Source organism: Streptomyces sp. NBC_01408, from assembly GCF_026340255.1.
Lineage (GTDB): Bacteria > Actinomycetota > Actinomycetes > Streptomycetales > Streptomycetaceae > Streptomyces.
Window position 1 is genome coordinate 388,013 of the sequence record NZ_JAPEPJ010000001.1, and the last position, 24,164, is coordinate 412,176.

At 73.2% G+C, this 24,164-nt stretch carries 23 protein-coding genes; 9 read left to right on the top strand and 14 right to left on the bottom strand.

The genetic code is table 11. The features are described from left to right. Window positions 1-52: 52 nt before the first annotated feature. Window positions 53-415: an MGMT family protein gene (locus OG447_RS01720; RefSeq protein WP_266934389.1), complete on the bottom strand. Its 363-nt coding sequence runs from the start codon at window positions 413-415 to the stop codon at window positions 53-55. Between the two features lie 119 nt (window positions 416-534). Between OG447_RS01720 and OG447_RS01725 the strand changes: the two genes are divergently transcribed. Next, window positions 535-3,351 (top strand): YbhN family protein, encoded by a 2,817-nt coding sequence (locus tag OG447_RS01725; protein WP_266934390.1) that lies wholly within the window; start codon window positions 535-537, stop codon window positions 3,349-3,351. 84 nt (window positions 3,352-3,435) lie between these two features. Here the strand turns inward: OG447_RS01725 and OG447_RS01730 are convergent, their stop codons facing one another. Next, complete coding sequence (locus OG447_RS01730; RefSeq protein WP_266934391.1) at window positions 3,436-3,651, bottom strand: DUF6243 family protein; 216 nt, start codon at window positions 3,649-3,651, stop codon at window positions 3,436-3,438. A gap of 254 nt (window positions 3,652-3,905) precedes the next feature. On the opposite strand from OG447_RS01730, the gene OG447_RS01735 reads away from it, so the two are divergent. Continuing rightward, window positions 3,906-5,501, top strand: coding sequence for an alpha/beta hydrolase (locus tag OG447_RS01735; protein ID WP_266934392.1), 1,596 nt, complete (start codon window positions 3,906-3,908; stop codon window positions 5,499-5,501). 80 nt (window positions 5,502-5,581) lie between these two features. Here OG447_RS01735 and moeZ read toward each other — a convergent pair whose 3' ends face one another. From moeZ to OG447_RS01770, 7 genes are all read right to left on the bottom strand, one after another. Beyond that, the gene (gene moeZ, locus OG447_RS01740) at window positions 5,582-6,760 is read right to left on the bottom strand and encodes an adenylyltransferase/sulfurtransferase MoeZ (protein ID WP_266934393.1); all 1,179 of its coding nucleotides are present in this window, start codon (window positions 6,758-6,760) and stop codon (window positions 5,582-5,584) included. An 81-nt stretch (window positions 6,761-6,841) separates the two neighbouring features. Beyond that, on the bottom strand, window positions 6,842-7,606 hold the full coding sequence (locus tag OG447_RS01745) for a spherulation-specific family 4 protein (RefSeq protein ID WP_266934394.1): 765 nt from the start codon (window positions 7,604-7,606) through the stop codon (window positions 6,842-6,844). Beyond that, window positions 7,594-8,595, bottom strand: a complete 1,002-nt coding sequence (locus OG447_RS01750) for an NAD-dependent epimerase/dehydratase (protein ID WP_266934395.1) — start codon at window positions 8,593-8,595, stop codon at window positions 7,594-7,596. Before OG447_RS01750 ends, OG447_RS01745 begins: the two co-directional genes overlap by 13 nt. Before the next feature lie 148 nt (window positions 8,596-8,743). Further along, window positions 8,744-9,769, bottom strand: a complete 1,026-nt coding sequence (locus OG447_RS01755; RefSeq protein WP_266934396.1) for a hypothetical protein — start codon at window positions 9,767-9,769, stop codon at window positions 8,744-8,746. A gap of 191 nt (window positions 9,770-9,960) precedes the next feature. Next, on the bottom strand, window positions 9,961-11,559 hold the full coding sequence (pelF, locus tag OG447_RS01760; protein WP_266934397.1) for a GT4 family glycosyltransferase PelF: 1,599 nt from the start codon (window positions 11,557-11,559) through the stop codon (window positions 9,961-9,963). 226 nt (window positions 11,560-11,785) lie between these two features. Then, entirely contained in the window at window positions 11,786-13,204 is a 1,419-nt protein-coding gene (locus OG447_RS01765) for a DUF3152 domain-containing protein (RefSeq protein ID WP_266934398.1), read from the bottom strand. A gap of 5 nt (window positions 13,205-13,209) precedes the next feature. Next, the gene (locus tag OG447_RS01770; protein ID WP_266934399.1) at window positions 13,210-14,205 is read right to left on the bottom strand and encodes an alpha/beta fold hydrolase; all 996 of its coding nucleotides are present in this window, start codon (window positions 14,203-14,205) and stop codon (window positions 13,210-13,212) included. Between the two features lie 210 nt (window positions 14,206-14,415). Here OG447_RS01770 and OG447_RS01775 point away from each other — a divergent pair, with 210 nt between their 5' ends. The 4 genes from OG447_RS01775 (at window position 14,416) to OG447_RS01790 (ending at window position 16,248) form a co-directional block, all read left to right on the top strand. Beyond that, window positions 14,416-14,631 (top strand): hypothetical protein, encoded by a 216-nt coding sequence (locus OG447_RS01775; protein ID WP_266934400.1) that lies wholly within the window; start codon window positions 14,416-14,418, stop codon window positions 14,629-14,631. Between the two features lie 147 nt (window positions 14,632-14,778). Beyond that, complete coding sequence (locus tag OG447_RS01780) at window positions 14,779-15,417, top strand: TetR/AcrR family transcriptional regulator (RefSeq protein WP_266784876.1); 639 nt, start codon at window positions 14,779-14,781, stop codon at window positions 15,415-15,417. Between the two features lie 168 nt (window positions 15,418-15,585). Then, window positions 15,586-15,813, top strand: coding sequence for a DUF3107 domain-containing protein (locus OG447_RS01785; protein WP_031146311.1), 228 nt, complete (start codon window positions 15,586-15,588; stop codon window positions 15,811-15,813). Between the two features lie 135 nt (window positions 15,814-15,948). After that, on the top strand, window positions 15,949-16,248 hold the full coding sequence (locus OG447_RS01790) for a hypothetical protein (RefSeq protein WP_266938708.1): 300 nt from the start codon (window positions 15,949-15,951) through the stop codon (window positions 16,246-16,248). A 72-nt stretch (window positions 16,249-16,320) separates the two neighbouring features. Here OG447_RS01790 and OG447_RS01795 read toward each other — a convergent pair whose 3' ends face one another. Beyond that, a complete protein-coding gene (locus OG447_RS01795) occupies window positions 16,321-17,079 on the bottom strand; it encodes a ferritin-like fold-containing protein (RefSeq protein WP_266934401.1) in 759 nt (252 codons plus the stop codon). 470 nt (window positions 17,080-17,549) lie between these two features. On the opposite strand from OG447_RS01795, the gene OG447_RS01800 reads away from it, so the two are divergent. The 3 genes from OG447_RS01800 (at window position 17,550) to OG447_RS01810 (ending at window position 20,744) form a co-directional block, all read left to right on the top strand. Continuing rightward, entirely contained in the window at window positions 17,550-19,535 is a 1,986-nt protein-coding gene (locus tag OG447_RS01800; protein ID WP_266934402.1) for a DEAD/DEAH box helicase, read from the top strand. Window positions 19,536-19,636: 101 nt separating this feature from the next. Further along, a complete protein-coding gene (locus tag OG447_RS01805) occupies window positions 19,637-20,494 on the top strand; it encodes an alpha/beta fold hydrolase (protein ID WP_266934403.1) in 858 nt (285 codons plus the stop codon). Window positions 20,495-20,591: 97 nt separating this feature from the next. Further along, a complete protein-coding gene (locus tag OG447_RS01810; protein WP_167347281.1) occupies window positions 20,592-20,744 on the top strand; it encodes a hypothetical protein in 153 nt (50 codons plus the stop codon). A gap of 162 nt (window positions 20,745-20,906) precedes the next feature. On the opposite strand, the gene OG447_RS01815 is transcribed toward OG447_RS01810, so the two are convergent. The 4 genes from OG447_RS01815 to OG447_RS01830 all read right to left on the bottom strand — a co-directional run bounded on the left by OG447_RS01815 (window position 20,907) and on the right by OG447_RS01830 (window position 23,862). Continuing rightward, window positions 20,907-21,512, bottom strand: a complete 606-nt coding sequence (locus OG447_RS01815) for a MarC family protein (RefSeq protein ID WP_266934404.1) — start codon at window positions 21,510-21,512, stop codon at window positions 20,907-20,909. Window positions 21,513-21,606: 94 nt separating this feature from the next. Then, the gene (locus OG447_RS01820) at window positions 21,607-22,470 is read right to left on the bottom strand and encodes a PHP domain-containing protein (protein WP_266934405.1); all 864 of its coding nucleotides are present in this window, start codon (window positions 22,468-22,470) and stop codon (window positions 21,607-21,609) included. 90 nt (window positions 22,471-22,560) lie between these two features. After that, window positions 22,561-23,205, bottom strand: coding sequence for a DUF6758 family protein (locus OG447_RS01825; protein WP_266934406.1), 645 nt, complete (start codon window positions 23,203-23,205; stop codon window positions 22,561-22,563). A gap of 72 nt (window positions 23,206-23,277) precedes the next feature. After that, complete coding sequence (locus OG447_RS01830; RefSeq protein ID WP_266934407.1) at window positions 23,278-23,862, bottom strand: suppressor of fused domain protein; 585 nt, start codon at window positions 23,860-23,862, stop codon at window positions 23,278-23,280. Window positions 23,863-24,164: the final 302 nt, after the last annotated feature.

Below are 24,164 nucleotides of genomic sequence, written 5' to 3' on the forward strand. Positions count from 1 at the left end.
CTCAGTCGGTCGAACTCCAGAGCGTGAACCCGGCTCGATTCGCTACGGATGCCTAAGGAATCACGTGAGCCTCGTCGCACGCGTCGTCCTGTCCGGGGCCCGGGCCTCCGTCCCAGCGCGCCCGGCGCATGTCCAGCCGCGGCTCGCCGCCGCCCGTCAGGCGCAGCGGGGTGGCCTCCGCCCGGTAGTGCTCCAGGGCGCGCCGCTCACTGCCCGGCAGCGGTACGCCGTCGGCCCGCACCACGCGCCACCAGGGCACGGCTCCTCCGTAGAGGGCCATCACGCGCCCGACTTGGCGTGGTCCGCCCTCGCCGAGCCACTCGGCGACGTCTCCGTACGTCATCACCCGCCCGGGCGGAATACGCTCGGCCAGCTCCAGCACGTGCTCCGCGTACGCGGGCAGCTCCTCGCTCATTCGGCACATGGTGCAGCACGCCGGGCCGGGTCCGGTGGAAGCGTCGGTTCCATACCGGCGCGCACCCTGCTGCCCCGATCGCCCGTCGGTCCGTGCCACCATCTTCCGGGCGGTGACTGGTGATACGCGATCAAGAAGAGATGGAAGTGACGACGAAGGAGCAGGGTGTGAGCCCTCCGGACGGTGCGGCGAGGGACGACGGCGCGCGGCCGGACGACGGCCCCGGCGCACGCCCCGACCTGCCCTCCGACGGCCCCCGCCCGCCCTCCGGCACCCCCCGCACCCCCGACCGCACCCCTGACGGCCCCGAGCGCACCCCTGACGGCCCTGACGGCCCGCACGGCCACGCGCCCACGGACGCCGACCAGGTCGAGGTCGACGAACCGCTGCTCGCCGCCCGCGTGCACCGCCCGTCCGACCTCGTACGCCTGCTCGTCGGCATCCTCGGCATCGCCGTCGTCCTCGCCATCGCCGCCTTCGCCCACGGCACCACGGTGGGCCTGGAAGAGGACATCAACAAGGGCACCGGCGCGGCGCCCGACCTGCTGATCAAGGTCGCCGCGCTGGTGTCGAGCATCGCGGTGCTGCTGCTCCCCGTCGCCTTCGCCATCGAGCGGCTGATCAAACGCGACGGGCTGCGCATCGCCGACGGCGTGCTCGCCGCCGTCCTCGCGCACGGGGTCACCCTCGCCACCGACCTGTGGGTCTCCCAGGCCGCCCCCGACACCATCCAGGAAGCCCTCACCCGGACCGCCGGGGCCGGCGGGGCCCTCACCGATCCGGTGCACGGCTACCTCGCGCCCGTGATCGCGTACATGTGCGCCGTCGGGATGACCCGCAGACCGCACTGGCGCGTCGCGCTGTGGGTGGTCCTGCTGCTCGACGCGTTCACGATGCTGGTCAGCGGCTACACCACGCCCTTCTCGATCATCCTCACCGTGCTGATCGGCTGGAGCGTCGCGTACGGGACCCTGTACGCCGTCGGCTCGCCCAATGTGCGCCCGACCGGGCAGACCCTGCTCGCGGGACTGCGCCGCGTCGGCTTCCGGCCCGTCAGCGCGATGCGCGCCGAGGTCCCCGACGGCCCCGAGGCCTCCGAGGTCAGCGACCGCGGCCGCCGCTACCACGTCACCCTGGAGGACGGTCCGCCGCTCGACGTCACCGTCGTCGACCGTGAACAGCAGGCCCAGGGCTTCTTCTACCGGGTCTGGCGCCGGCTCACCCTGCGCGGCATCACCACCCGGCGCAGCCTCCAGTCCCTGCGCCAGGCTCTGGAGCAGGAGGCACTGCTCGCGTACGCGGCCATCGCGGCCGGGGCCAACGCACCCAAACTGATCGCCACCTCCGAGCTCGGCCCGGACGCCGTGATGCTCGTGTACGAGCACCTGGGCGGCCGGACGCTGGACTCCCTCCCCGACGAGGAGATCACCGACGAGCTGAGCCGCAACGCATGGGAGCAGGTACGGGCCCTCCAGTCGCGGCGGATCGCGCACCGGCGGCTGACCGGGGACGCCCTGGTGGTGGATCGTTCCGGCAGCATCACCCTCACCGACCTGCGGGGCGGTGAGATCGCGGCCGGCGACCTGGTGCTGCGCATGGACATCGCGCAGCTGCTGGTCACGCTCGGCCTGCGGGTCGGCGCCGAGCGGTCGGTGGCCTCGGCGCTGTCGGTGCTCGGCCCGGACGCGGTGGCGGACTGCCTGCCGCTGCTCCAGCCGATCGCGCTGAGCCGTTCCACCCGGGCGACGCTGCGCAAGCTGGCCCGGGAGCGGGCGGACCGGCAGCGGGAGGCCGTACTGGAGTCCTCGCGGGCGGCGAAGGCAGCGCGGGAGGCGGACGCCTCGGCTCCGGCGACGAGCACCGCGGCCTCCGCCGCCGACCGGAAGGCCGAGAAGAAGGCACTGGACGACGCCCTGGACGGGGCCCGCGAGGAGGATCTGCTGAGCCAGATCCGCCAGCAGGTGCTGCTGATCCGCCCGCAGGCGCCGGTGGAGCCGGCCCGGCTGGAGCGGATCCGGCCGCGCACGCTGGTCTCCTTCATCGCGGGCGCGTTCGGCGCGTACTTCCTGCTCACGCAGCTCGCGCACGTGGACTTCACGACGATCGTCGGCGAGGCCCAGTGGGGCTGGGTCGGCGCGGCCCTCGCCTTCTCGGCGCTCAGCTACGTCGCGGCGGCCATGAGCCTGCTGGGCTTCGTACCCGAGCGGGTGCCGTTCCTGCGGACCGTGGTCGCGCAGGTGGCCGGCTCCTTCGTGAAGCTGGTCGCGCCCGCGGCGGTCGGCGGTGTCGCGCTGAACACGCGGTTCCTCCAGCGGGCGGGGATCCGGCCGGGGCTCGCGGTGGCGAGCGTGGGCGCCTCGCAGCTCTTCGGACTCGCCAGCCACATCCTGCTGCTGCTCTCCTTCGGCTACCTGACCGGCACCGAGAAGACCCCGGAGATGACCCCGTCCCGGACGGTCATCGCGGGTCTGCTGACGGTGGCGGTCCTGGTGCTGGTGGTGACGGCGGTCCCGTTCATGCGGAAGTTCGTGGCGACCCGGGTCCGCGCGCTGTTCGCGGGCGTGGTACCGCGCATGCTGGACGTGCTCCAGCGTCCGCAGAAGCTGGTGACCGGCATCGGCGGGATGCTGCTGCTGACCGGCTGCTTCGTGATGTGCCTGGACGCGTCGATCCGCGCGTTCGGGGGCGGCGAGGCCATCAGCTACGCGAGCATCGCGGTGGTGTTCCTCGCCGGCAACGCACTGGGGTCGGCCGCCCCGACGCCGGGCGGCATGGGCGCGGTGGAGACCACCTTGACCCTGGGTCTGATCGCGGCCGGGCTGGAGAAGGAGGTCGCCATCTCGGCGGTGCTGCTGTTCCGCCTGATGACGTTCTGGCTGCCGGTGCTGCCGGGGTGGATCTCGTTCAACTTCCTGACCCGCAAGGAAGCCATCTGACGCCCCTCTACGGCAGCAGGGCCCGGACCGCGCGTCGCGGTCCGGGCCCTGCCCCGTGCGGTGCCGCCCTGCGGCGGCGGTGCGTCAGCTCTGTGCGGTGTCGTCGCCCGTCTGCCCGGCGCCCTCAGCGGCGCCTGCCTTCTCGCGCATCTTGCGCACCAGCTCCGCCTTCTGGTCGGCTGCACCCCGGCGGTCGAGGTTGCGGTGCGGACCGTTGTTCTGCCGCTCGGCGCGGGACAGCCTCTTGCGCTGGCCGCCGCCCATGCCCACGGGGTTGTTGATGTTCTTGCTCACGGTCACGGGTTCTCCCGGTAATGATGTGAAGTGATCTACGGATTCATCGGTGGGGGACGGGCGCGGCGACGTCGAAGGACGTCAGCAGGGGCCCATCACGCTCTCACTCGTAAATCGGTGTCTGGAAGAACATGACAAAGACGTTACCCGGTTCCGTCGGCCCCGCACACCAAGATTTTCCCGCCCCGGCGCCGCGGGGGGACGGACCCGTTCGGGTCAGCGCGGGGGCGGTGGGGACGGACCGCGCCCAGGATGGTGGCATGCCGAGAAACGCCTGGCGGGTCACCGCCTCCGCCGCGCTCGCCGCCGCACTGCTCGCCACCAGCGCCTGCTCCGGCGAGGGCGACGAGGAGAGAACCAAGGGCGGCGGCACCAAGGGGGCCAAGCCCCTCAAGTGGGGCGAGTGCCCGGCCCCGACGGCCCTGGAGGGCGGCGGTCCGGCCCCCGGCAAGGACTGGCAGTGCGCCACGCTCGACGTCCCGCTCGACTACGCCGAGCCCGAGGGGGAGACCGTACCGATCGCGCTGATCCGCGCGAAGGCCCGCAAGAAGGGCCAGCGCATCGGCTCCCTCCTCTTCAACTTCGGCGGCCCCGGCGGCTCCGGCATCACCACCCTCCCCGGCGCCGCCAAGGAGTACGAGGCCCTCCGCGCCCGGTACGACCTGGTGGGCTTCGACCCCCGCGGGGTGGGCCGCAGCGCGCCCGTCCGCTGTGAGGACGACAAGGAGCTGGACGCGTACTACGCCCAGGACTCCTCGCCCGAGACCTCGCAGGAGGAGACGGCCTTCGTCGACAACATCCGCGCCTACCAGCAGGCCTGCGAGAAGAACTCGGCCAAGCTCCTGCCCCACGTCGGCACGGAGAACGCCGCCCGCGACATGGACCGCATCCGCCAGGCCCTCGGCGACGAGAAGCTGCACTACTTCGGGATCTCCTACGGCACCGAACTCGGCGGGGTCTACGCCCACCTCTTCCCGAAGAACGTCGGCCGGGCCGTCTTCGACGCCGTCGTGGACCCGACCGCGACCCCCGAGCAGGGGGCGCTGGGCCAGGCCAAGGGCTTCCAGCTCGCGCTCGGCAACTTCGCGCAGGACTGCGTGGACCGCGGCGACGCCTGCCTGCTCCAGGGCAGCACCGCCAAGGAGATCGAGGCGAACGTCAGGAAGCTCCAGAAGGACCTGGAGGCCCGGCCGATCCCGGGCATCGGGGACCGGCAGCTCACCGAGAGCGCCGCGACCAACGGCATCGCCCAGGCCCTGTACTCCAAGGAGCTGTGGCCGCTGCTGGAGCAGGGGCTGGACGAGGCGGAGGGCGGGCAGGGGCAGCTGCTGCTTGCGCTGTCCGACGCGCTCAACGGCCGCGACCAGCAGGGGCACTACAGCAACATCGGGGCGGCCAACACGGCCATCAACTGCGCCGACTCCAAGCAGCGTTACACCCTCGCGCAGACCAAGGCCAAGCTGTCGGAGTTCCGTTCGGCCTCGCCCGTCTTCGGGGACTTCCTCGGCTGGGCCATGATGGGCTGCACCGACTGGCCCGTCCCGGGCGCCTCGGACACCCCGGACGTGTCCGCCCCGGGCGCCGCCCCGATCCTGGTGATCGGCAACACCGGCGACCCGGCCACCCCGTACGAGGGCGCCCGCAAGATGGTGGAGCGGCTCGGCCCGGGCGTCGGCGTGGAGCTCACGTACAAGGGCGAGGGGCACGGCGCGTACAACAGCGGCGACCCGTGCGTGCAGAAGGCGGTGAACTCCTACCTGCTGGACGGGAAGGTGCCGGCGGCGGGCACCGTCTGCACCGCGGCCCCGGACGCCACGGGGACGCCCGTCGGGCCGGAGCCGCCGCAGGGCGTCTGATCCGGCCCGGCCGGTCCGGAGAGAACGCCGGAGGGGCCGTACCGCGCGGTGTGCGCGGTACGGCCCCTCCGGGGTGACTGCTAGTAGACCGGCTTCTCGGGCTCGATCTGGTGGACCCAGCCGATCACGCCGCCGCCGACGTGCACCGCGTCGGAGAAGCCCGCGGACTTCAGGACCGCGAGGACTTCCGCACTGCGGACACCCGTCTTGCAATGCAAGACGATGCGCTTGTCCTGGGGCAGGTCCTGGAGGGCGGTGCCCATCAGGAACTCGCCCTTGGGGATCAGCTTCGCGCCGGGGATCGAGACGATCTCGTACTCGTTGATCTCGCGGACGTCGATGATCTCGATGTTCTCGCCGTCGTCGATCCACTCCTTGAGCTGCTTGGGAGTGATCGTCGAGCCGGCGGCCGCCTCCTGGGCCTCCTCCGACACGACGCCGCAGAAGGCCTCGTAGTCGATGAGCTCGGTGACGGTCGCGTTCGGACCGCAGACCGCGCAGTCGGGGTCCTTGCGGACCTTGACCTGGCGGTACTGCATCTCCAGGGCGTCGTAGATCATCAGGCGGCCGACCAGCGGCTCGCCGACGCCCGTGAGGACCTTGATGGCCTCGGTGACCTGGATGGACCCGATGGACGCGCAGAGCACGCCCAGTACGCCGCCCTCGGCGCAGCTCGGGACCATGCCCGGCGGCGGGGGCTCCGGGTACAGGCAGCGGTAGCACGGGCCGTGCTCGGACCAGAAGACGGAGGCCTGGCCGTCGAAGCGGTAGATCGAACCCCACACGTACGGCTTGTTCAGCAGGACGCAGGCGTCGTTGACCAGGTAGCGCGTGGCGAAGTTGTCCGTGCCGTCGACGATGAGGTCGTACTGGCTGAAGATCTCCATCACGTTCTCGGCTTCGAGCCGCTCTTCGTGAAGGACCACGTTCACGTACGGGTTGATGCCCAGCACGCTGTCACGGGCCGACTCGGCCTTGGAACGGCCGATGTCCGCCTGACTGTGGATGATCTGGCGCTGCAGGTTCGACTCGTCGACCTCGTCGAACTCGACGATGCCCAGCGTGCCGACGCCGGCCGCGGCCAGGTACATGAGGGCGGGCGAGCCGAGGCCGCCGGCGCCCACGGCGAGCACCTTGGCGTTCTTCAGGCGCTTCTGGCCGTCCATCCCGACATCCGGGATGATCAGGTGCCGCGAGTACCGGCGGACCTCGTCAACGGTGAGCTCTGCGGCTGGCTCAACCAAGGGTGGCAGCGACACGGGGACTCCAGCGGGTCATCCCCGCGGAAGCGGGGAGCATTCAAAGGGTTGTTCTGTCCCGTAACACTGCCACGGCCCACTTCATTCCAAGACACCCGTCCCGATCCGCGAGACGATTTCGTCCCAGTACCCGGGCATCGAGGCCCACGGGTCCCGGTCCCCCGCTCCGCGCCGGTCCGTGAACCAGATGGTGCCCGCACCCTGCCAGCAGGCGATCCGGACGGCCTCCTCCAGATGCGTCCGGGGCACTCCGTGGACGAGGTGGCAGAACAGCTCCGGCGGATGGTCGGCCGTCCACTCCGCCACCTGCGACCAGCGGTAGTCGGCCCAGGCACCGGCGAAGGTGACCAGTTGATCAGCGGTTTCGGCGTAGCCCTCGTAGGGGTGGGTGCCGTGCCCGAGGACGATCCGCAGCCCGTCGCCGAGGCCCCGCAGGGTGTCGACGACCCGGCGCACCGCCGCGAGTTCCCCTTTACCGGCCGGGGCGTCCGCCAGGTAGAAGCCGCCCACCCCGTACCAGTCCCGGAAGCGGTGGGCGTCGGAGACCAGCTCGCCGAAGGACCGTTCGCCGTCCCGCATCGCGAGATGGCCGAGCAGCCGGTGGCCCGAGTCGCCGGTGTTCCGGAGCCGGGCGGCCACCTCCGAGCAGTGCGGGTCGGGACGGCCGCCGGGGCCGTCCGTGACATTGAGCACGGCCCAGTGCAGCGGGGTGCCCGGGCGGGTCAGCTCGGCCCATTCGACGGGGGCGAGCAGCGGGTGCGCGTAGCCGGGGACCCCGAGGCCCGGGCGGCCGGCGCCGGTCGCGGCGGCCGCCGTGGCCCCGGGCGGGGTGGTCAGATGCGGCATGCCGCCTCCATCCAGATGTCCGCGAGGGATTCCTCCAGGTTGATCCGGGGCCGCCAGCCGAGCCGGTCCCGGGCGGTGCGGACGTCGGCCTGCTGCCAGGCTCCGCAGCCGTCGGGGTAGGGGGGCTGGGGGGCCGAGGCGGCCAGCTGCTCGGACGTGGCCTCGGACCGGGGCGATCCGATGGTGGCGAGGCCCGCCGGCCGGCCGGGGTGCGACTGCGGGGCACCGCCGTGCGGTACGTCGAGCTCGTGCAGGGCGCCTCCGTACCCGGCGACCCGGGCCAGCACGGCGGCGGCGTCGCGCAGCCGGACCGCGCGGCCGGTGCCGATGTTGACGACGCCCTGGGCGGCGGAGAGCGAGGCGGCGTGCACGGCCCGCGCCACGTCCCGTACGTCCACGAAGTCGCGCTGTACCCCGAGCCCGCTGAGCTTGAGCTCCCCGTCCCCGGACTGCATCGCGCGGCGCATGGCCTCGGCGAGCCGGCCGAGCGGGGATCCGGCGGGGGTGCCGGGGCCGACGGGCGAGAAGATCCGCAGGACGACGGCGTCGAGCCCGGAGCCCAGCACCAGTTCGGTCGCGGCCAGCTTGCTGACGCCGTACGGTCCCCCGGGTCTCGGGACGGCGTCCTCGGCCGTCGAGGACCCGGGCTGGCTGGGCCCGTACTCGGCGGCGCAGCCGAGCTGGACCAGCCGGGCCCCGCAGCCGCTGCGGCGCAGCGATTCGCAGATGGTGGCCACGGCGACGGTGTTGTGCCGGGTGAGTTCCCGGGCCCCGCCGCGGGTGGCGCCGGCGCAGTTGATGACGACGCCCGGGTGCACGGCGTCGAGGAACCGGGTGAGCGCGCCGGGGCTGCCGGTGGCGAGGTCGAAGCGGACGTCGGCGTCGTCGCCGCGGCCGAGCGCGGTGAGCTGGACGGCGGGGTCGGCGAGCAGCCGGTCCGCGACGTAGCGGCCGAGGTATCCGTTGGCTCCGATCAGCAGCACCCTCATCGCGTGACCCCTTGTTCGGTTGGCTGGCCGGTCATGTCCTGGTTCTCCTTGCGGGTGGGTGGATGGGGCGGGGTACGGGTACGGCGCTTCGGCGTCGGCTCCGAAGGGCGTGGTGGCGGTCCGGGGGACGTGGGGACGCCGGGGGACGTCAGGGACGGGCGTGCGAGGAGGCGCGGGACAGGGCGAGCACCGCGTGGACGAGGAGCCCCGCGGCGGCGGCGACGGCCGCGGCCGGGACGGGGACGAGCGCGAGTGCCAGGGCCGCGGCGACGGGCCCGCGGTGGGCGCCGTGCCGGAGCAGCAGCCGGGTCAGGAACAGCAGCAGGGCGAGCGGTACGGCCACCGTGAGGGGTGCTCCGGCGAGCACGGCCGCCCCGGCGGCGGCCGCGGTGAAGGCCAGGACGGCTCCGGCCAGCAGCGGCCGAGCCCCGTCCGCGAACTCCTCCAGGGCCCGGCTGGCGGCGAGCCGGTGCCGGGCGCGGGCGGCGAAGGCGGCGGCGGCCAGGTGCCCGGGGGCCACGGCGAGAGCGAGACCGACGGCGAGGGCGGTGCCGTACCGGTACGCGGCCCAGCCGACGGCGGCCGCGGCGAGCAGGTGCGCGAGCCAGGGGAAGCGGCCCCCGGCGGCCCGCCCGGGCCACACCAGGGCGGCGACCGTGGCGAGCGCGGCGGCGGGGGCCGCGAAGGGCATCCCGGCGGCGGCCGCGCCCAGCGCGAGGGCTCCGGGGAGCAGCGCGCAGCCGAAGCCCCGCAGCGCGCGGGGGCCGCCGGTCACCTCGGCCGGGAGCAGTCGCGCGGGGCCGGCCGGGGCCTCGGCGCGGGCGGACCGGGCGTACAGCTCCTCGGCGAGGGAGAAGACGTCCCGGTGCCGGAAGCGCGCGGCGGTGCGGTCGGTGATGCCGTGGGCTTCCAGCCCGGCGGCGATCTCCAGCGGGTCCACGGCCCGTTCGCACAGGTCGCGGTGGCGGTGGAGCAGCGCCTTGACGGGATCCCCGGCGGCCCGCCGGGGCGCCTGCGGCGTCGCTTTGCCCGCCTGGCCGATCCCAGCCTCGCCGGGGGCGCATTCAGCCTCGGCGATCCCGGCCCCGCCGGGGGCACGTTCAGCCCCGCCGGCGTTTGAGGCGCGGGGGTCCGGGGGCAGCGCCCCCGGCAACGGCGCCGCGCCGGACGGCATCGCAAGTGCGGCGCCGCTGCCGGGGCTCCGCCCCGGACCCCGCGCCTCAAACGCCGGCGGGGCTGAATGTGCCCCCGTCGAGGCTGGGATCCGCGAGGCTGAATGTGCCCCAAGCGAGGCTGGGATCGGCGAGGCTGCGGGTGCCGCCGGCGAGGCGAGAGGCAGGGCTGACATGCCCGGGTCCACGGTGGTCATGCGGTTGCCTCCGGTACGGGTTCGGCCCAGGTGGGGGTGGTCCAGTGGCCCGGGACCCGGGCCTCCGGGGGCTGGGCGAAGGGGATCTCCCCGTCCGGCCGGGCGGATCCGCGGGCGAGCAGGCGCAGGTAGATGTCCTGGAAGGCGGCCACGTTCTGCTCGACGGTGAACAGCTCCAGGGCCCGCGCGCGGGCCGCCGCGCCGAGCCGCCGGGCCCGTTCGGGATCCCGCAGCAGCGACAGGCAGGCGTCGGCGAGCGCCCGCGGATTGCGCGGCGGGACGATCAGTCCGGTGCCGCCGATGACCTCGCGCACCGCGCCCACGTCGGTGGAGACGGTGGCCCGGCCGCAGAACATCGCCTCGGCCAGGGTGAGGGGGAAGCCCTCGATCACGGAGGAGAGCACCACGACCTGCCCGGCGGCGTGGGCCTCGGCCGAGGTGGGGGCTTCGGGTCCGCCGATCTCCTCGAAGGTGACGGGGTTCTCCCCGGCGGTGACGGCGTCGGCGGCCTCGTCCGGGAAGAGCTGCGCGGCCAGCGAGCGGCAGTCGGCGAGGTATCCCGGCTGGGCCTCCTTCGCGAAGATCCGCAGCCGGGTGCGCGGTTCGGCCCTGCGGACCTCGGCGAAGGCGTGCAGCAGGCCGATCAGGTCCTTGGCCGGCTCTATCCGGCCGACCCACACCAGGGTGTCGGGGTCCCCGCCGTCCTCGGCCTCCCCGATGGTGGCGAATCGGTCCGCCTCCATGCCCGGGTAGACCGTCCGCAGCCGCTCCCGGGGGGCCCCGCACCGCTCCTGCCAGCGCCGGGAGTGCGCGTTGCCGGGGGTCAGGAGGTCGGCCTGGGCGTAGATCTCGCCGGCCAGCCTGCCGTGGAAGGCCGCCAGCAGGGCCCGCAGGGCGGGGCGGGCGTCCGGGCCGCGCTCGTCGTCGGGCCGGCCGAGGTAGTGGGCCCGTAGCTGGACCCCGTACTCGGTGACCAGCAGGGGCACCCCGAAGAAGCGTTTGGCCAGCAGTCCGGGGAGGGCCGCCACCCCGCCCGCCGCCGCGTGGCAGATGTCGACCGCGCCGAGGCTGCCGGGCTCCTCGTACCAGTCGAGGGACAACGGCCGCAGCACCCGCTCCAGTTCGTCGACGAACTCCAGCAGGTCGGGTACCCGTACGGCCTGTAGGGCGCGGCTCGCGCCCGGGGCCCGGCAGGCGGACTCCACCGCGCGCACCGCCGACTCGGAGCGCAGCGCCGCGTACAGCCCGCCCTGTTCCCAGGCGAGCCCGGCGAGCCCGTACAGCCCGGCCGCGAAGGGCTCGGCCTCGCCCGCGCAGATCCCCTGGACCAGTTCCTTGAAACAGCCGGCGAACCGCCGCCGTTCGCGCCGGGAGTACGTCCGCCCGTCGTCGGCCGGGGCCCACAGGGGGGCCGTGCGGACCCGGGTGACGTGCTCGGGCAGCGGGACCCGGGTGTGCTCCTGCTCGGCGCTGCGGCTCAGCGCGTAGAGCTCGAACTCGTGCTGCGGGAGCCCGCGCACGAGCCGGTCGCACCACAGCCTCGCCTCTCCCGTCGCATACGGATAACCACCTTCCGTGAGAAGTCCGATCCGCACGAGTGGCACCCCCGATCTCCCGTCCAGGCGGTCGCCGTCGGTCCGGCGACCCGCCGCGGAAGAACTCAAGCGGATATGCCGAAGGCGCGACGGACGGTTGTCCGTCGCGCCACCGGAAGGGGTGAAGAGTCGTAACTTTCCCGTACGGTTCGCGTTCGAGCACGCTAGTAACGGGGAATGGAAGGCCGTCCCCGCGCAGGTCGTGGCGCGCGGTGGAGCCGGTCCGTCAATTGCCCGGGAACGCCCAGGGATTGGGCTTGCACCGGATGCCGTCGACGTCGAGGGACTTCGTCTGCTGCTGCATGATCGGCGCGAGCGAGCCCGGAGTACGGCAGCTCACGTGGCCGTGTCCGAGCCGGTGCCCGACCTCGTGGTTGATGAGCATCTGCCGGTACGCGAACATCTGGTCCGGACCGAACGTCGGCGAGCCCTGCGCCCAGCGGAAGGCGTTGATCATCACGCGGTCGGTGGCGGCGGAGTCGCAGGAGACGTTGTCCACGGTGGTGTCCAGCCCGGACTTGGCACACCAGGTCCCGGTGGTGCCGGGGCTGGCGAGGGTGATGACGAAGTCGGCTTCGCCGCCCGGTACCCGCTCGAAGGTCCTGGAACCGCCGTGACCCCAGCTGCGCGGGTCGTTGAGGGTGCGGTGGACGGCCTCGGCGAACAGCTGCGGGTCCAGGCCCAGGCCCTGCTCGACGTCGACCCGGTAGCGGACGACCTTCCCCTTGCCGGGCGCCTTGGCCACGCCGGGGACGGTGTCGAAGGTTCCCGGGCCGGTGAGCTTGGCGTCGAACGGCAGCTGCTGGGCCATCTTCTGCTCGTACGTCAGCTCCGGCGCGGGCGGAGCCGCGGACGGCTCCGCGGACGGGCTCGCGGCTGCGTCCGGCGTCGGGCGGCCGTCGGAGCGGGAGGCAGCGCCGTCCCCCGCGCGGGCCCGGCCGTCGTCGGGTGAGGCGAGCGCGCCGGCCTTGCCGATGTCGCTCTCGGAGGCGACCTGGACGGCGACCACGACCGCCAGGACGGTGGTGACGGCCGCTGCGGCCATGCCGCCGTACGTACGCACCTTCGCGCCCCGGGGGGAGCCGGACCGCTCCTCGGCGGGAGGCACGGCGTCGGCGAAGCCCGCGGCGGGCGCGGCCTGGACGGGTTTGCGCGGCCCGGGCACCCGGCGGTGCGAGCCGGTGGAGGTGAGCGCGTCGGGGGCCGGGACGGACGGGGCGGCGGGCGCGGCCGGGAAGCGCGCGGCGTCCGCGGCGACCGCCGCCGGGGTCCCGTCGCGCGGGACGCCCTGCCAGTCGCCGTAGACGGAGCCGGAGGTGGAGCCGTAGCCGGGCCCGGCTCCCCGGACGCCGCCGGGCTCGTACCGCTCGTACTGCTCGGGGTGCCCGCCGGGCCGCTCCTCGGGCCAGGGGTGGGCCTGGGGCACGTAACCCTGATGGGTGACGGTGGGTTCGGCGTGGCCCCGCCCGAGCGGTTCCCCGTACGGGGAGGCCGGGCCCCCGAACAGGCTGCCCGGCTCCTCGTACGGGTCAGGCCACGGCTCGTACCGGGCCGGCGGATCCTCGTACGGAAGCGGAGCGGGCTCCGCGGGGGCCGGGGCGGGGGCGGCGGAAGCGGGCGGGGCCTTGCGACTGTGTCGTCCCACGGTCCTCAGCCTCTGCCGTCTTCGGTATCTCGGTCGGTGTCGGCCGCGGCGGTGTCCCGCAGCAGCTCCCGGAACGCCCCCGCAACCACCTCGGGGTACTCCATCATCGCCACGTGCCCGGCCTCGGGCAGACACAGCAGCCGCGAGCCCCGGTAGGCCGCGGCGGCCCTGTGCGCCATCCGGTACGAGACCAGTTGGTCCCGGCCACCGTAGACCAGGAGGGCCGGGGCGAGCACCCGCTGTGCCTGGCGCCACAGTCCGTGCTGACCGCCGAGGGTGTAGGCGTCGACGATGCCGCGCGAGGTACGGGTCATCACCTCCCAGAAGTACGGCAGGCCCATCCGCCGCTCCATCTCCTCCACGGCCTGCCGGAAGCCCTCCGGCGTCACCCGGGCGGGGTCCCCGTAACAGAGGCCCAGCACCCCGCGGGTGCGCTGCTCGGCGGTCAGACCGCGCGTGAGACGGCCGAAGAGGGCGGCCATCCCCGGCACGGCGAGCAGCGCGGTCGGCACGGCCGACTTCTGCACGCGCAGCTCGGGCAGGGCCGGCGAGACCAGGGTCAGGGTGCGCACCAGGTCGGGACGGACGGACGCGACGCGGGTGGAGACGGCTCCGCCGAGGGAGTTGCCGAAGAGGTGGACGGGGCCGCGGTCGGCCGCGTCGAGGTGGCGGATGACGGCGCGGGCGAGCGCCGTGACCGAGTAGTCCCGGTCGGCGGGTGGCGGGGACCAGCCGAAGCCGGGCAGGTCGACGGCCTCGCCGTCGACGGTGTCGGCCAGCTGCGCCATGAGCGCCGACCAGTTCTGCGAGGAACCGCCGAGTCCGTGCACGAACAGGGCGGGCGGCAGGCCGGTGCGCGCCGGTGGCCGCTCCCGGACGGTGAGCTCCAGCCCGGGCAGCACGACGGTGCGCAGCCGCTCTCCTTCGGCCACCCGGACGGCTCCCACCAGGGAGGCAGGCTCGGCGGTGGACCGTACACCCGGCAGCTCGGTCGAAGACATGCGGCAATGTTACGAGACGATCACGCGCCTCTCCTTGTGTTCGCGGTCACAGACGCATGGCGATCCGCCTCGCGGGGTATCCGCGAGGCCCGCGGACGAGTGGGTCCGCAGCGGCGGCGTCCGCCCGCCGGGGCGGGCGGCTTCCCGCGGGCGCCACTTCGGACTCACTCATCTACGCTCGTAGTGAGAAGAGGAAGCGAGGGGAGCGCCATGACTGTCGACCCTGCGGAGCCGGACACCTTCCGCGAGGGTGTGCCGGAGGTCCTCGACCCCGAGGCGCCCGAGGCGGACGTGGCGGAGCAGCTGGCGGATCTGCGCCCCGACGAGGACGACCCGGTCACCGGCCCGGACCGGGGCGAAGCCACCGACGGCGACGCCGCCGAACAGGCGCGGGTGGTGCCGATGGACGAGGACGACTACCGCTGACCGACCGCTGACCAGCGCCTCCAGGGGCCGGTGGCACGTCCGTACCGCGAGAAAACTCGGCTTGAACCCTCCAGATTCGGTTACCGAAAAGTACGATGGCGGCGCGGCGCAGAGCGCACTGTGTTCTAAGTGAAAGTGGGAGGCGGCGTGACAGCCATCGAGCAGACCGAAGCAGCGCGTCCGCGGGGCACGCGACTGCCGCGCCGAGCCCGACGTAACCAGCTCCTGGGCGCGGCCCAGGAGGTCTTCGTCGCGCAGGGTTACCACGCTGCCGCGATGGACGACATCGCGGAGCGCGCCGGGGTCAGCAAGCCGGTGCTGTACCAGCACTTCCCCGGAAAGCTCGACCTGTACCTGGCCCTGCTGGACCAGCACTGCGAGGCGCTGCTGCTGGCCGTGCGCACCGCGCTGGCGTCGACGACCGACAACAAGCTGCGCGTGGCCGCCACGATGGACGCCTACTTCGCGTACGTGGAGGACGAGGGCGGCGCCTTCCGGCTGGTCTTCGAGTCCGACCTGACGAACGAGCCCGCGGTGCGCGAGCGCGTGGACCGGGTCTCGCTCCAGTGCGCCGAGGCCATCTCCGACGTCATCGCCGAGGACACCGGCCTGTCCAAGGACGAGTCGATGCTGCTGGCCGTGGGCCTGGGCGGGGTCTCGCAGGTCGTGGCCCGCTACTGGCTGTCCAGCGAGAGCCCGGTCGCCCGTGACACCGCGGTCGGCCTGCTGACCTCGCTCGCCTGGCGCGGTATCGCCGGCTTCCCGCTGCACGGCACGGAGGGCTGACGCCCCGCTCCGGACTCCCGGTGCCCTGCGCCCGGGGCGGCCCGGCCGGTGCCCGGTGTTCGCTGCCAGCGTGTCCGCTCTGCGCGGTCCGCGTCCCCTCTCCGGGCTAATGTGGACCGCGTACGGCGCGGCTGATCGCGCGAAACGGACCGTCGGAGGGACAAAGCCGTGGAGGTCAAGATCGGCGTGCAGCACGCACCCCGGGAGATCGTGCTGGAGAGCGACCTGAGCGCCGAGGAGCTGGAGGGCATCGTCGCCGCCGCGCTGTCCGGCACGGCGCCGCTGCTCAGCCTCACCGACGTCAAGGGCCGCAAGGTCCTGGTGCCGTCCGACCGCCTGTCGTACGTCGACCTGGGCGAGCCGACCGCACGCAAGGTCGGTTTCGGCGCGCTCTGACGCGACGGCACCTGACGTGCCGAGAAGTGTCCGAAACGGCCCGGTGGTTGATTCCACCGGGCCGTTTCCCGTTCTTCCGCTTCGGGTAGGACGGCAGTGACTTGGTTTGCCCCGACGTGTGGGAGGGACCTCATGCTGCTGATGGAAGCGCTCGGCTCTGCTCTGCTGGGCCTCGCCCTGTCCGCGACGGCAGCGCGCGCGTTCGCACGCCGACTGCCGTCCGTGAGAGTGGTGCTGGTCAGCGGGGTACTGGGAGCGCTGTTCGGGGCGTATCTGACGCAATTCGCGCTGGGCCCCGGGCACAACACCCTGACCGCGACCCTCGTGGGCGGTCTGCTGGTGTCGGCAGTGGTCCTGTCGCTCCTGCTGCGGCCTGGCTCCGGTCCCCGCAGGCCCTCGCGCAGGCCTCCGTTTTCGCTCCCCTCCCGGGGCTGACCCCTGACGTGACATACGGCGGCCCCGGAGCGCTTCGATGCGCTCCGGGGCCGCCGTATGTCACGTCAGGGGTCAGGCAGCCAGGCCGAGGGCCGCCATCCGCTTGGTGTGTGCCTTGGTGATCCGGGTGAACATCTCGCCGACGGCCGCCAGGTCGAAGCCGGCCGCCATCCCGTCGACGCCGCCGACCAGCATGGTGGAGAGCGCGTCGCGCTCGGCGACCACGCGCTGGGCCTGCGACAGTGCCTCGCCCATCAGCCGGCGGGCCCACAGCGCGAGCCGGCCGCCGCAGCGCGGGTCGGCCTCGATCGCGGCGCGCACCTTCTCGACGGCGAAGTTGCCGTGGCCGGTGTCGTCGAGCACGCCGACGACGAGCGCGCGGGTGTCGGTGTCCAGGTGGGTGGCGACCTCGCGGTAGAAGTCGCTGGCGATCGAGTCGCCGACGTACGCCTTGACCAGGCCCTCCAGCCAGTCCGACGGGGCGGTCTGGCGGTGGAAGTCGTCGACGCCCTTCGCGAAGGGCTCCATGGCCGCGGTGGGCTCGACCTCGATGGCGGCGAGACGCTCGCGCAGCCGCTCGAAGTGGTGGAACTCGGCGGACGCCATGGCGGCGAGCTCGGCCTTGTCGTCGAGGGTGGGCGCGAGTTTCGCGTCCTCCGCGAGGCGCTCGAAGGCCGCGAGCTCTCCGTAGGCGAGTGCGCCGAGCAGGTCCACGACGGCGGCCCGGTACTGGGGCGAGGCAGAGGCGGTCGCCCAGTCCTGGGCGGCGATGCCCGCGGATTCCCCGGGGGCGCTGTCGTCGGCGGGCGAGGCGTTTTCTACGGTCGACATGCTCCGCACAATAGCCCGCCGAAAGGCGGCCCAAGTCACCACACCTGTTCACTGTCGGGCCACGTAAACACGCCTACCCGGTGAATTCGCCCGACACAGCTGCGCGATTCCGGGGTACAGTGGTAATGCGCCTGCCGGATACTCGGCGGGCCATCCGAATGAGGATGCCCGGTCGGTGGCCCGATCGGCTCCAACCGACCCGCCCTCGGCGTGGTGCGTGCGTTCATGCGCATGGCCACCCATGAGGGGCCCCCTCAGCGGCACAAGCGCTTGAGCGAAGGCTTAGTGGTCCCGCGCAGCTTTGTACGACTCGCCCGAATTCTGGGTGGGCGCAGTACTGCAAGCACGGCACGGTACGACCCCCATCGCCGCCTCGCGCCGCGTCTCACAGAAGAGGCAGCACCCTGACTACGTTCCGAGACCTCGGGATTCTCCCCGAGACCGCCGAAGCCCTTGAAGCCGTCGGCATCGTGTCCCCCTTCCCCATCCAGGAGATGACCCTCCCCGTCGCCCTCTCCGGCACGGACGTCATCGGCCAGGCCAAGACCGGAACCGGCAAGACGCTCGGTTTCGGCCTTCCCCTGCTGGAGCGGGTAACCGTCCCCGCGGACGTCGAGGCGGGCCGGGCCAAGCCCGAGCAGCTGACCGACGCCCCGCAGGCCCTCGTGGTGGTTCCGACCCGCGAGCTGTGCACCCAGGTCACCAACGACCTCCTGACCGCGGGCAAGGTCCGCAACGTCCGCGTCCTCGCCATATACGGCGGCCGCGCGTACGAGCCGCAGGTCGAGGCGCTCAAGAAGGGCGTCGACATCATCGTCGGCACCCCGGGCCGCCTGCTCGACCTGGCCGGCCAGAAGAAGCTCGACCTCTCGCACATCCGGGCCCTGGTCCTGGACGAGGCCGACGAGATGCTCGACCTGGGCTTCCTGCCCGACGTCGAGAAGATCATCAACTACCTGCCGCCGAAGCGTCAGACCATGCTGTTCTCGGCGACCATGCCGGGCGCGGTCATCGGCCTGGCCCGCCGGTACATGACGCAGCCGACGCACATCCGCGCCACCTCGCCCGAGGGCGAGGGCGTGACCGTCGCCAACATCAAGCAGCACGTCTTCCGTGCGCACAACATGGACAAGCCGGAGCTCGTCTCCCGCATCCTGCAGGCCGAGGGCCGCGGGCTGGCCATGATCTTCTGCCGTACCAAGCGCACGGCGGCCGACATCGCCGAGCAGCTGGAGAAGCGCGGCTTCGCCTCCGGCGCCGTCCACGGCGACCTGGGCCAGGGCGCCCGCGAGCAGGCGCTGCGCGCCTTCCGCAACGGCAAGGTCGACGTGCTGGTGTGCACCGACGTCGCCGCGCGCGGTATCGATGTCGAGGGTGTCACCCACGTCATCAACTACCAGACGCCGGAGGACGAGAAGACCTTCCTGCACCGCGTGGGCCGTACCGGCCGCGCGGGCAACAAGGGCATCGCCGTCACCCTGGTCGACTGGGACGACATCCCGCGCTGGCAGCTGATCAACAAGGCGCTGGAGCTGGACTTCCACGACCCGGTCGAGACGTACTCCACGTCTCCGCACCTGTTCGAGGAGATGAACATCCCGGCGGGCACCAAGGGCGTCCTGCCGCGTGCCGAGCGCACGCGGGCCGGCCTGAAGGCCGAGGACCTCGAGGACCTGGGCGAGACCGGCGGCCGTGGTGGCCGCGGTGGTCGCGGAGCCCCGGCCGCTGCCGCCGTGGTGACCGAGGAGCGCCCCGCGCGCACCCGTACGCCGCGTCAGCGCCGCCGTACCCGTGGCGGTACGGAGCTGGGCCCCGAGACGGCCGAGGCCGCGGTGACCCCGGTGGCCGAGGCCCCCGAGGCCGCTGCCGCCGCCGACGAGCCGCGCAGGCCGCGCCGCCGCCGCACCCGGGTCGCCGCGGTGCCGGCCCAGGCCGTGGAGGCTGTGGAGACCGTCGAGGCCGTGGCCGCCCCGGTCGCGCAGGCCGCTCCGCTCGCCGTGGTCGAGGCCCCGGTGGCCGAGGAGGCCCCGGCCAAGCCGAAGCGCACCCGTACCCGCAAGGCCGTCGCCGAGACCGTCGTGGCCGAAGCCGTTGCGACCGAAGCCGTTGTGGCTGAGGCCGCCGTGGTCGAGGCCCCGGTCGCCGAGGAGGCTCCGGTCAAGCGGAGGCGGACGCCCACCCGCAAGCCCGTCGCCGCGGTGGCCCCGGCCATCGTGGCCGAGGCCCCGGTCACCGAGGCCCCGGCCGCGCCGAGGCGGACCCGTGCGCGCAAGGTCGTCCCGGCCGCCGCGGAGCCGGACTTCCAGATGGCCCCGCTGGTCGAGCCCGTCCAGGCCCGCCGCACCCGGGCGCCCCGCAAGGTCGCGGAGGCCGCCCCGGCCACCGCCGCCGAGGAGGCCCCGGCCAAGCCGAAGCGCACCCGCACCCGCAAGGCCGCGGCCGCGCCCGAGGCGTAGTCCCCAGGCACCATCCGATGGCCCGGTCCCCCTTCCGAGGGGGGCCGGGCCATCGGCACATCCCCGCCCCTCCGCTCCGTACGGACCGGTAACCTCTGGCCATGAGCAAGCCGCCCTTCGTCACGCTGCCGTCCACCGCCCGCGCCCGCCGGCTCGCCACCGCGCGCGGCGAGTTCGCCGTGCACGAAGCGGGTGCGCCCGTACGCGGCACCGCCCTGCTGGTCCCCGGCTACACGGGCAGCAAGGAGGACTTCATCGCCCTCCTGGAGCCGCTGGCCGCCGCCGGCTACCGGGTGGTCGCCGTCGACGGGCGCGGCCAGTACGAGAGCCCGGGCCCGCGCGAGGAGGCCCCGTACGCCCTGGAGGAGCTGGCCCGGGACCTGCCGGCCCAGGCCGCCGCGCTCGGCGGGGGTCCGGTCCACCTGGTCGGGCACTCCTTCGGCGGGCTGGTCTCCCGCGCCGCGGTCCTGCGCGACGCCGCCCCCTTCGCCTCGCTGACCCTGATGAGCAGCGGGCCCGCCGCGATCGACGAGGGCCAGCAGGCGCGTACGAAGCTGCTGGTCGCCGCGCTGGAGGCGCTCGGGGACGATATGCCCGCGGTGTGGGCGGCGATGCGTGCGCAGGATCCGCCGGACCTGGCCCCGGACTCCCCCGAGGTGGCGCGCTTCCTGCGCGAGCGGTGGCTGGCGACCGTGCCCGAGCAGCTGATCGTCACGGGCCGCGCCCTGATCTCGGAGCAGGACCGGGTGGACGCGCTGGCGGCGGTCGCGCTGCCGAAGCTGGTGCTGTCCGGAATCATTGACTCCGCGTGGCCCGTGCCGCTGATGGACGACATGGCCCGACGTCTGGGGGCGGAGCGGGTGCTGGTGCCGGGCGCCGAGCACTCCCCCAACGCGGAGAACCCGCAGGTCACGGCCGGTGCCCTGGTCGCGTTCTGGGACTCCTGCACCGACCGGTAGTTAGCGAGTGAAAAAATTTCCTTAGCGTAGGGAATGTTTGCCTCTTACACTTCGTTGAACCCTCTGCAAGGAGAAACACCGACGAAGGGAGAAGCCCGTGCGCTTCGAGATTCTGCGCCTGGACGACGTCGACGGAACCGCCGTGGACAGCACCGTCGTGGACGCGGCCTCCGTCAACCGGATCGTGCAGCAGGCCGCGTACGTCGGCCAGCGCATTCTGATCCGACCGGCCGAGACGGCGTCCTGCTGACGCCCGAGATCCCCGCATAGACGTCTGCGCCCCCGCACCGGACCGGTACGGGGGCGTTCGCGCGTCCGCGCCCTTCCCGCGGCGGCGGACGACGCGAGGGGCGCGGGGTGCGGGGCGAGGGGTGCGGGGCGCGGGGCGCGGGGCGCGGGGCGCGGGGTGCGGTCAGGCGCCCCGGACGACCTGGAGCACGCCGTTGATGATCTGCTGGACGGCGATCGCGGAGAGCATCATGCCGGCGAGCCGCGTCACGAGCACGACACCGCCGTCCTTGATGACCCGGATGATCACGAGCGAGTAGCGCATGGTGATCCACAGCACGACGTGCATGGCGACGATCGCGGCCCAGACGGACACCTGGCCGCTGACCCCGTCCGCCTTCTGCACGGCCAGGATCACGGACACGATGGCGCCGGGCCCGGCGAGCAGCGGCATGCCCAGCGGGACGAGGGCGACGTTCACGTCCTTGGTCTGCTTCGGCTCGTCGGTCTTGCCCGTGAGCAGGTCGAGCGCGATGAGCAGGAGCAGCAGGCCACCGGCGATCATCAGCGCCGGGACGGAGACGTGCAGGTAGTCCAGGATCTGCTGGCCGCAGAGACCGAAGATCGCGATGACGCCGAAGGCCACGCAGACGGCCTGCCAGGCCATGCGGCGCTGCACCTTCGTGGGGCGGCCCGAGGTGAGGGCGAGGAAGATCGGCGTGATCCCCGGGGGGTCCATAATCACAAAAAGAGTGAGAAAAAGGGATCCGAAGACGGCGAAATCAAACACAGTGATGCCTTGCAGGAGAGAGGGGTGTTGCGAAGAAAAGGGCGAGGGAGGCCGAGAAGGGCGGAGCGGGCCCGGTCCTGCGGAAGGAACCGGCCTAGCGCTCGTTTCCGCCCGCGCCGGGCACGGGGAAGGCGCCGGTCGCACGGCGCGTGATCTCGCCGTAGACCTCGGGGTCGGTCGTGTACTCCCCGAGGCGGCAGGTCTTGCGGCTGCCGTGGTAGTCGCTGGACCCGGTGGTCAGCAGTCCGAGTTCGGCCGCCAGCCCGCGCAGGCGTGCGCGGGTGCCGGAGTCGTGGTCCATGTGGTCCACCTCGATGCCGTCCAGGCCCGCGGCCGCCAGCTCGGCTATGACGGACTCGGGCACGCACCGGCCACGCTTGACGGCGGCGGGGTGCGCGAAGACGGTGACGCCGCCCGCAGCCTTGACCAGGCGGATGGCCTCGAAGGGGTCGAGCTCGTGCTTCTCGGCGTACGCGCGGCCGCCGTCGGCGAGCCAGTCCGGCGTGAAGGCGTCCGAGACGGTGCGGACGACACCGAGTTCGACGAGCGCCGTCGCGATGTGCGGCCGTCCCACGGAACCCTCGCCGGCGATCCGGGCCACCTGCTGCCAGGTGACGTCCACGCCGAGGCCCTGGAGCTTGCCGACCATGGCCTGGGCGCGGGGGGTGCGGTCGTCCCGGACGAGTTCCCGTTCGCGGGAGAGCTCGGGCTCCAAGGGGTCGAAGAGGTACGCGAGCATGTGCAGCCCGACCCCGTCGAGCCGGCAGGACAGCTCGGCGCCGGTCACCAGCGTCAGCCCGGCAGGCAGGGCGGCGAGGGCCTCGGCGTGACCGCCCACGGTGTCGTGGTCGGTCAGCGCGACCACGTCCAGCCCGGCGCCGGCGGCATGGCGCACCAGCTCGGCGGGGGTGTCCGTACCGTCGGAGGCCGTGGAGTGGGCGTGCAGGTCGATGCGCACAGCCTTGCTCCAGGGGTCGTACGGGCGGGGACACTCCAGGATAACCGGGCCGGAGGTCCGCTCTGGGTCGGGACAGGGCCCAGGCAGGCCCTAGGCAGGGCCGAGGATGCGCGGGCTGAGGGCGCCGCAGGGCAGCAGCTCGACCTCGGCTCCCGCGTCCCGCAGGTCGGTGAGGACGAGTTCGTCGTACATCAGCAGGCCGGACTGCTCGGGCCAGACGATCGCCCACAGCCACAGCCCGCGCGCCTCGCCCGCGAAGACGGCCCGGTCGTCCGGGGCCCCGTTGAGGTGCCACAGCGGGGTCGGGCGGCCCGCTGCGACGACCTTGGCATGCGGCGGCGCCGAGACGTTGATGTGCGGGCCGGGGTCGGGGCCGTCGATCCCCGCGTACCGCGCGCCGAGGCCGACGCCCAGCTCCTCCGCGACCAGCAGCAGCTCCCCGATCCCGCCCAGCGGGCCGGGGCCCGAGCAGGCCACGGCCGTCGCCCTGCCCCCGCTGCGGTCGTCACCGGCGGACGCGATCCCGGTGAACAGCCACCCCACCGGCAGCGGCCACGGCATCCACACCGGCACCTCCGCCCGGTGCACCACCACGCCCAGGCCTTCGACGCTCGGCGGGATGACAGGCTGCAGGGGGTGGACAGTGCCGTGCACCGCGCACTGCCAGGAGTCGGAGAAGAGACCGGGCGCCCTGACCCGGCCACCGCACTTCGGGCAACTTGGTTCGCCCCTCATAAGAAGCCACGCTCCTCCCCGCCCGGCGCCCCGTCAAGGCACGATCACCCGTCCGGGGGCGCGGCGCCGGTCTCAGTCCAGTGCGACTGCCGTACGCAGAGGGTCCCGCAGATCCGTGCCGCGCGCGAGCCAGCGTTCCTGGAGGGCGGCCGCGCCGTGCACCCGCTTCCAGGCGGCCTCGTTCGCCGTCATGGGGAGGAGGGGGAGGAAGTGGACCGGGTCCATGGGCTCGTCCAGCTCCAAGTCCTCCACCAGACCGCCGGGTTCCGCCACGAGCACGGAGCTGAAGGGCGCGCCGTCCCACAGCGGTTCGCCCACGTCGAGCGAGGCGCCGGGGGCCACGATCAGCCCCTCGACCTGGGGGGAGGCGGCCAGTACCGCGAGCGGCCTGAGCAGTTTGTCGGTGGGCGCCAGGCCTCCCCGTACGGTCAGCACCAGCTCGGCGCGCGGCCCGCGTACGGGGTCGGCGACCACGGCGGTCGGGTCGGTCATCGGGTGCACGGACATCCCGAGGGTCGCGTACCGCACGAGGCCGCCCTCGGAGAAGCGGAGTACCTCGATGCGGTCGGTGCCCAGGAAGGTGACGGCGGCGCGGGCGTCGGGTTCCCCGAACGCGGTGCGCAGCCGGGACTCGACGAGGGCCAGAATTTCTGCCATGCAGCGAGCATAGAACTCGTATCAGCCGGGTAAAGGGCGGGTCTTGACCATCTGTCGGCTGATAGTGTTGACAGCTGTTCGGGGCCGCACGCAGAAGCGGTGTTTCAGCGCCCCGGCTACAGGACGTCCCCCACGGGGGACCGGCCGGAGGAGGTGGGGCTGCGGTGGATCGAAGTCGATCGTGCAGTACCAATCGCTCTTCCACTTCTGTGACGGGCGCCTCCCGCCCCCTGTGATCTCCTGATCAGTAGAAGAGCGACGGCAGAACTTTGTCCTCCCGTCCTGCTTCCTTCCGCCTGCCT

Coding starts and splice junctions, on each gene's coding strand:
- OG447_RS01720 (WP_266934389.1), bottom strand. CDS start 415: ATGAGCGAGGAGCTGCCCGCGTACGCGGAGCACGTGCTGGAGCTGGCC.
- OG447_RS01735 (WP_266934392.1), top strand. CDS start 3,906: ATGCCGAGAAACGCCTGGCGGGTCACCGCCTCCGCCGCGCTCGCCGCC.
- OG447_RS01745 (WP_266934394.1), bottom strand. CDS start 7,606: ATGCCGCATCTGACCACCCCGCCCGGGGCCACGGCGGCCGCCGCGACC.
- OG447_RS01750 (WP_266934395.1), bottom strand. CDS start 8,595: ATGAGGGTGCTGCTGATCGGAGCCAACGGATACCTCGGCCGCTACGTC.
- OG447_RS01755 (WP_266934396.1), bottom strand. CDS start 9,769: ATGCCGTCCGGCGCGGCGCCGTTGCCGGGGGCGCTGCCCCCGGACCCC.
- OG447_RS01770 (WP_266934399.1), bottom strand. CDS start 14,205: ATGTCTTCGACCGAGCTGCCGGGTGTACGGTCCACCGCCGAGCCTGCC.
- OG447_RS01775 (WP_266934400.1), top strand. CDS start 14,416: ATGACTGTCGACCCTGCGGAGCCGGACACCTTCCGCGAGGGTGTGCCG.
- OG447_RS01795 (WP_266934401.1), bottom strand. CDS start 17,079: ATGTCGACCGTAGAAAACGCCTCGCCCGCCGACGACAGCGCCCCCGGG.
- OG447_RS01805 (WP_266934403.1), top strand. CDS start 19,637: ATGAGCAAGCCGCCCTTCGTCACGCTGCCGTCCACCGCCCGCGCCCGC.
- OG447_RS01825 (WP_266934406.1), bottom strand. CDS start 23,205: ATGAGGGGCGAACCAAGTTGCCCGAAGTGCGGTGGCCGGGTCAGGGCG.
- OG447_RS01830 (WP_266934407.1), bottom strand. CDS start 23,862: ATGGCAGAAATTCTGGCCCTCGTCGAGTCCCGGCTGCGCACCGCGTTC.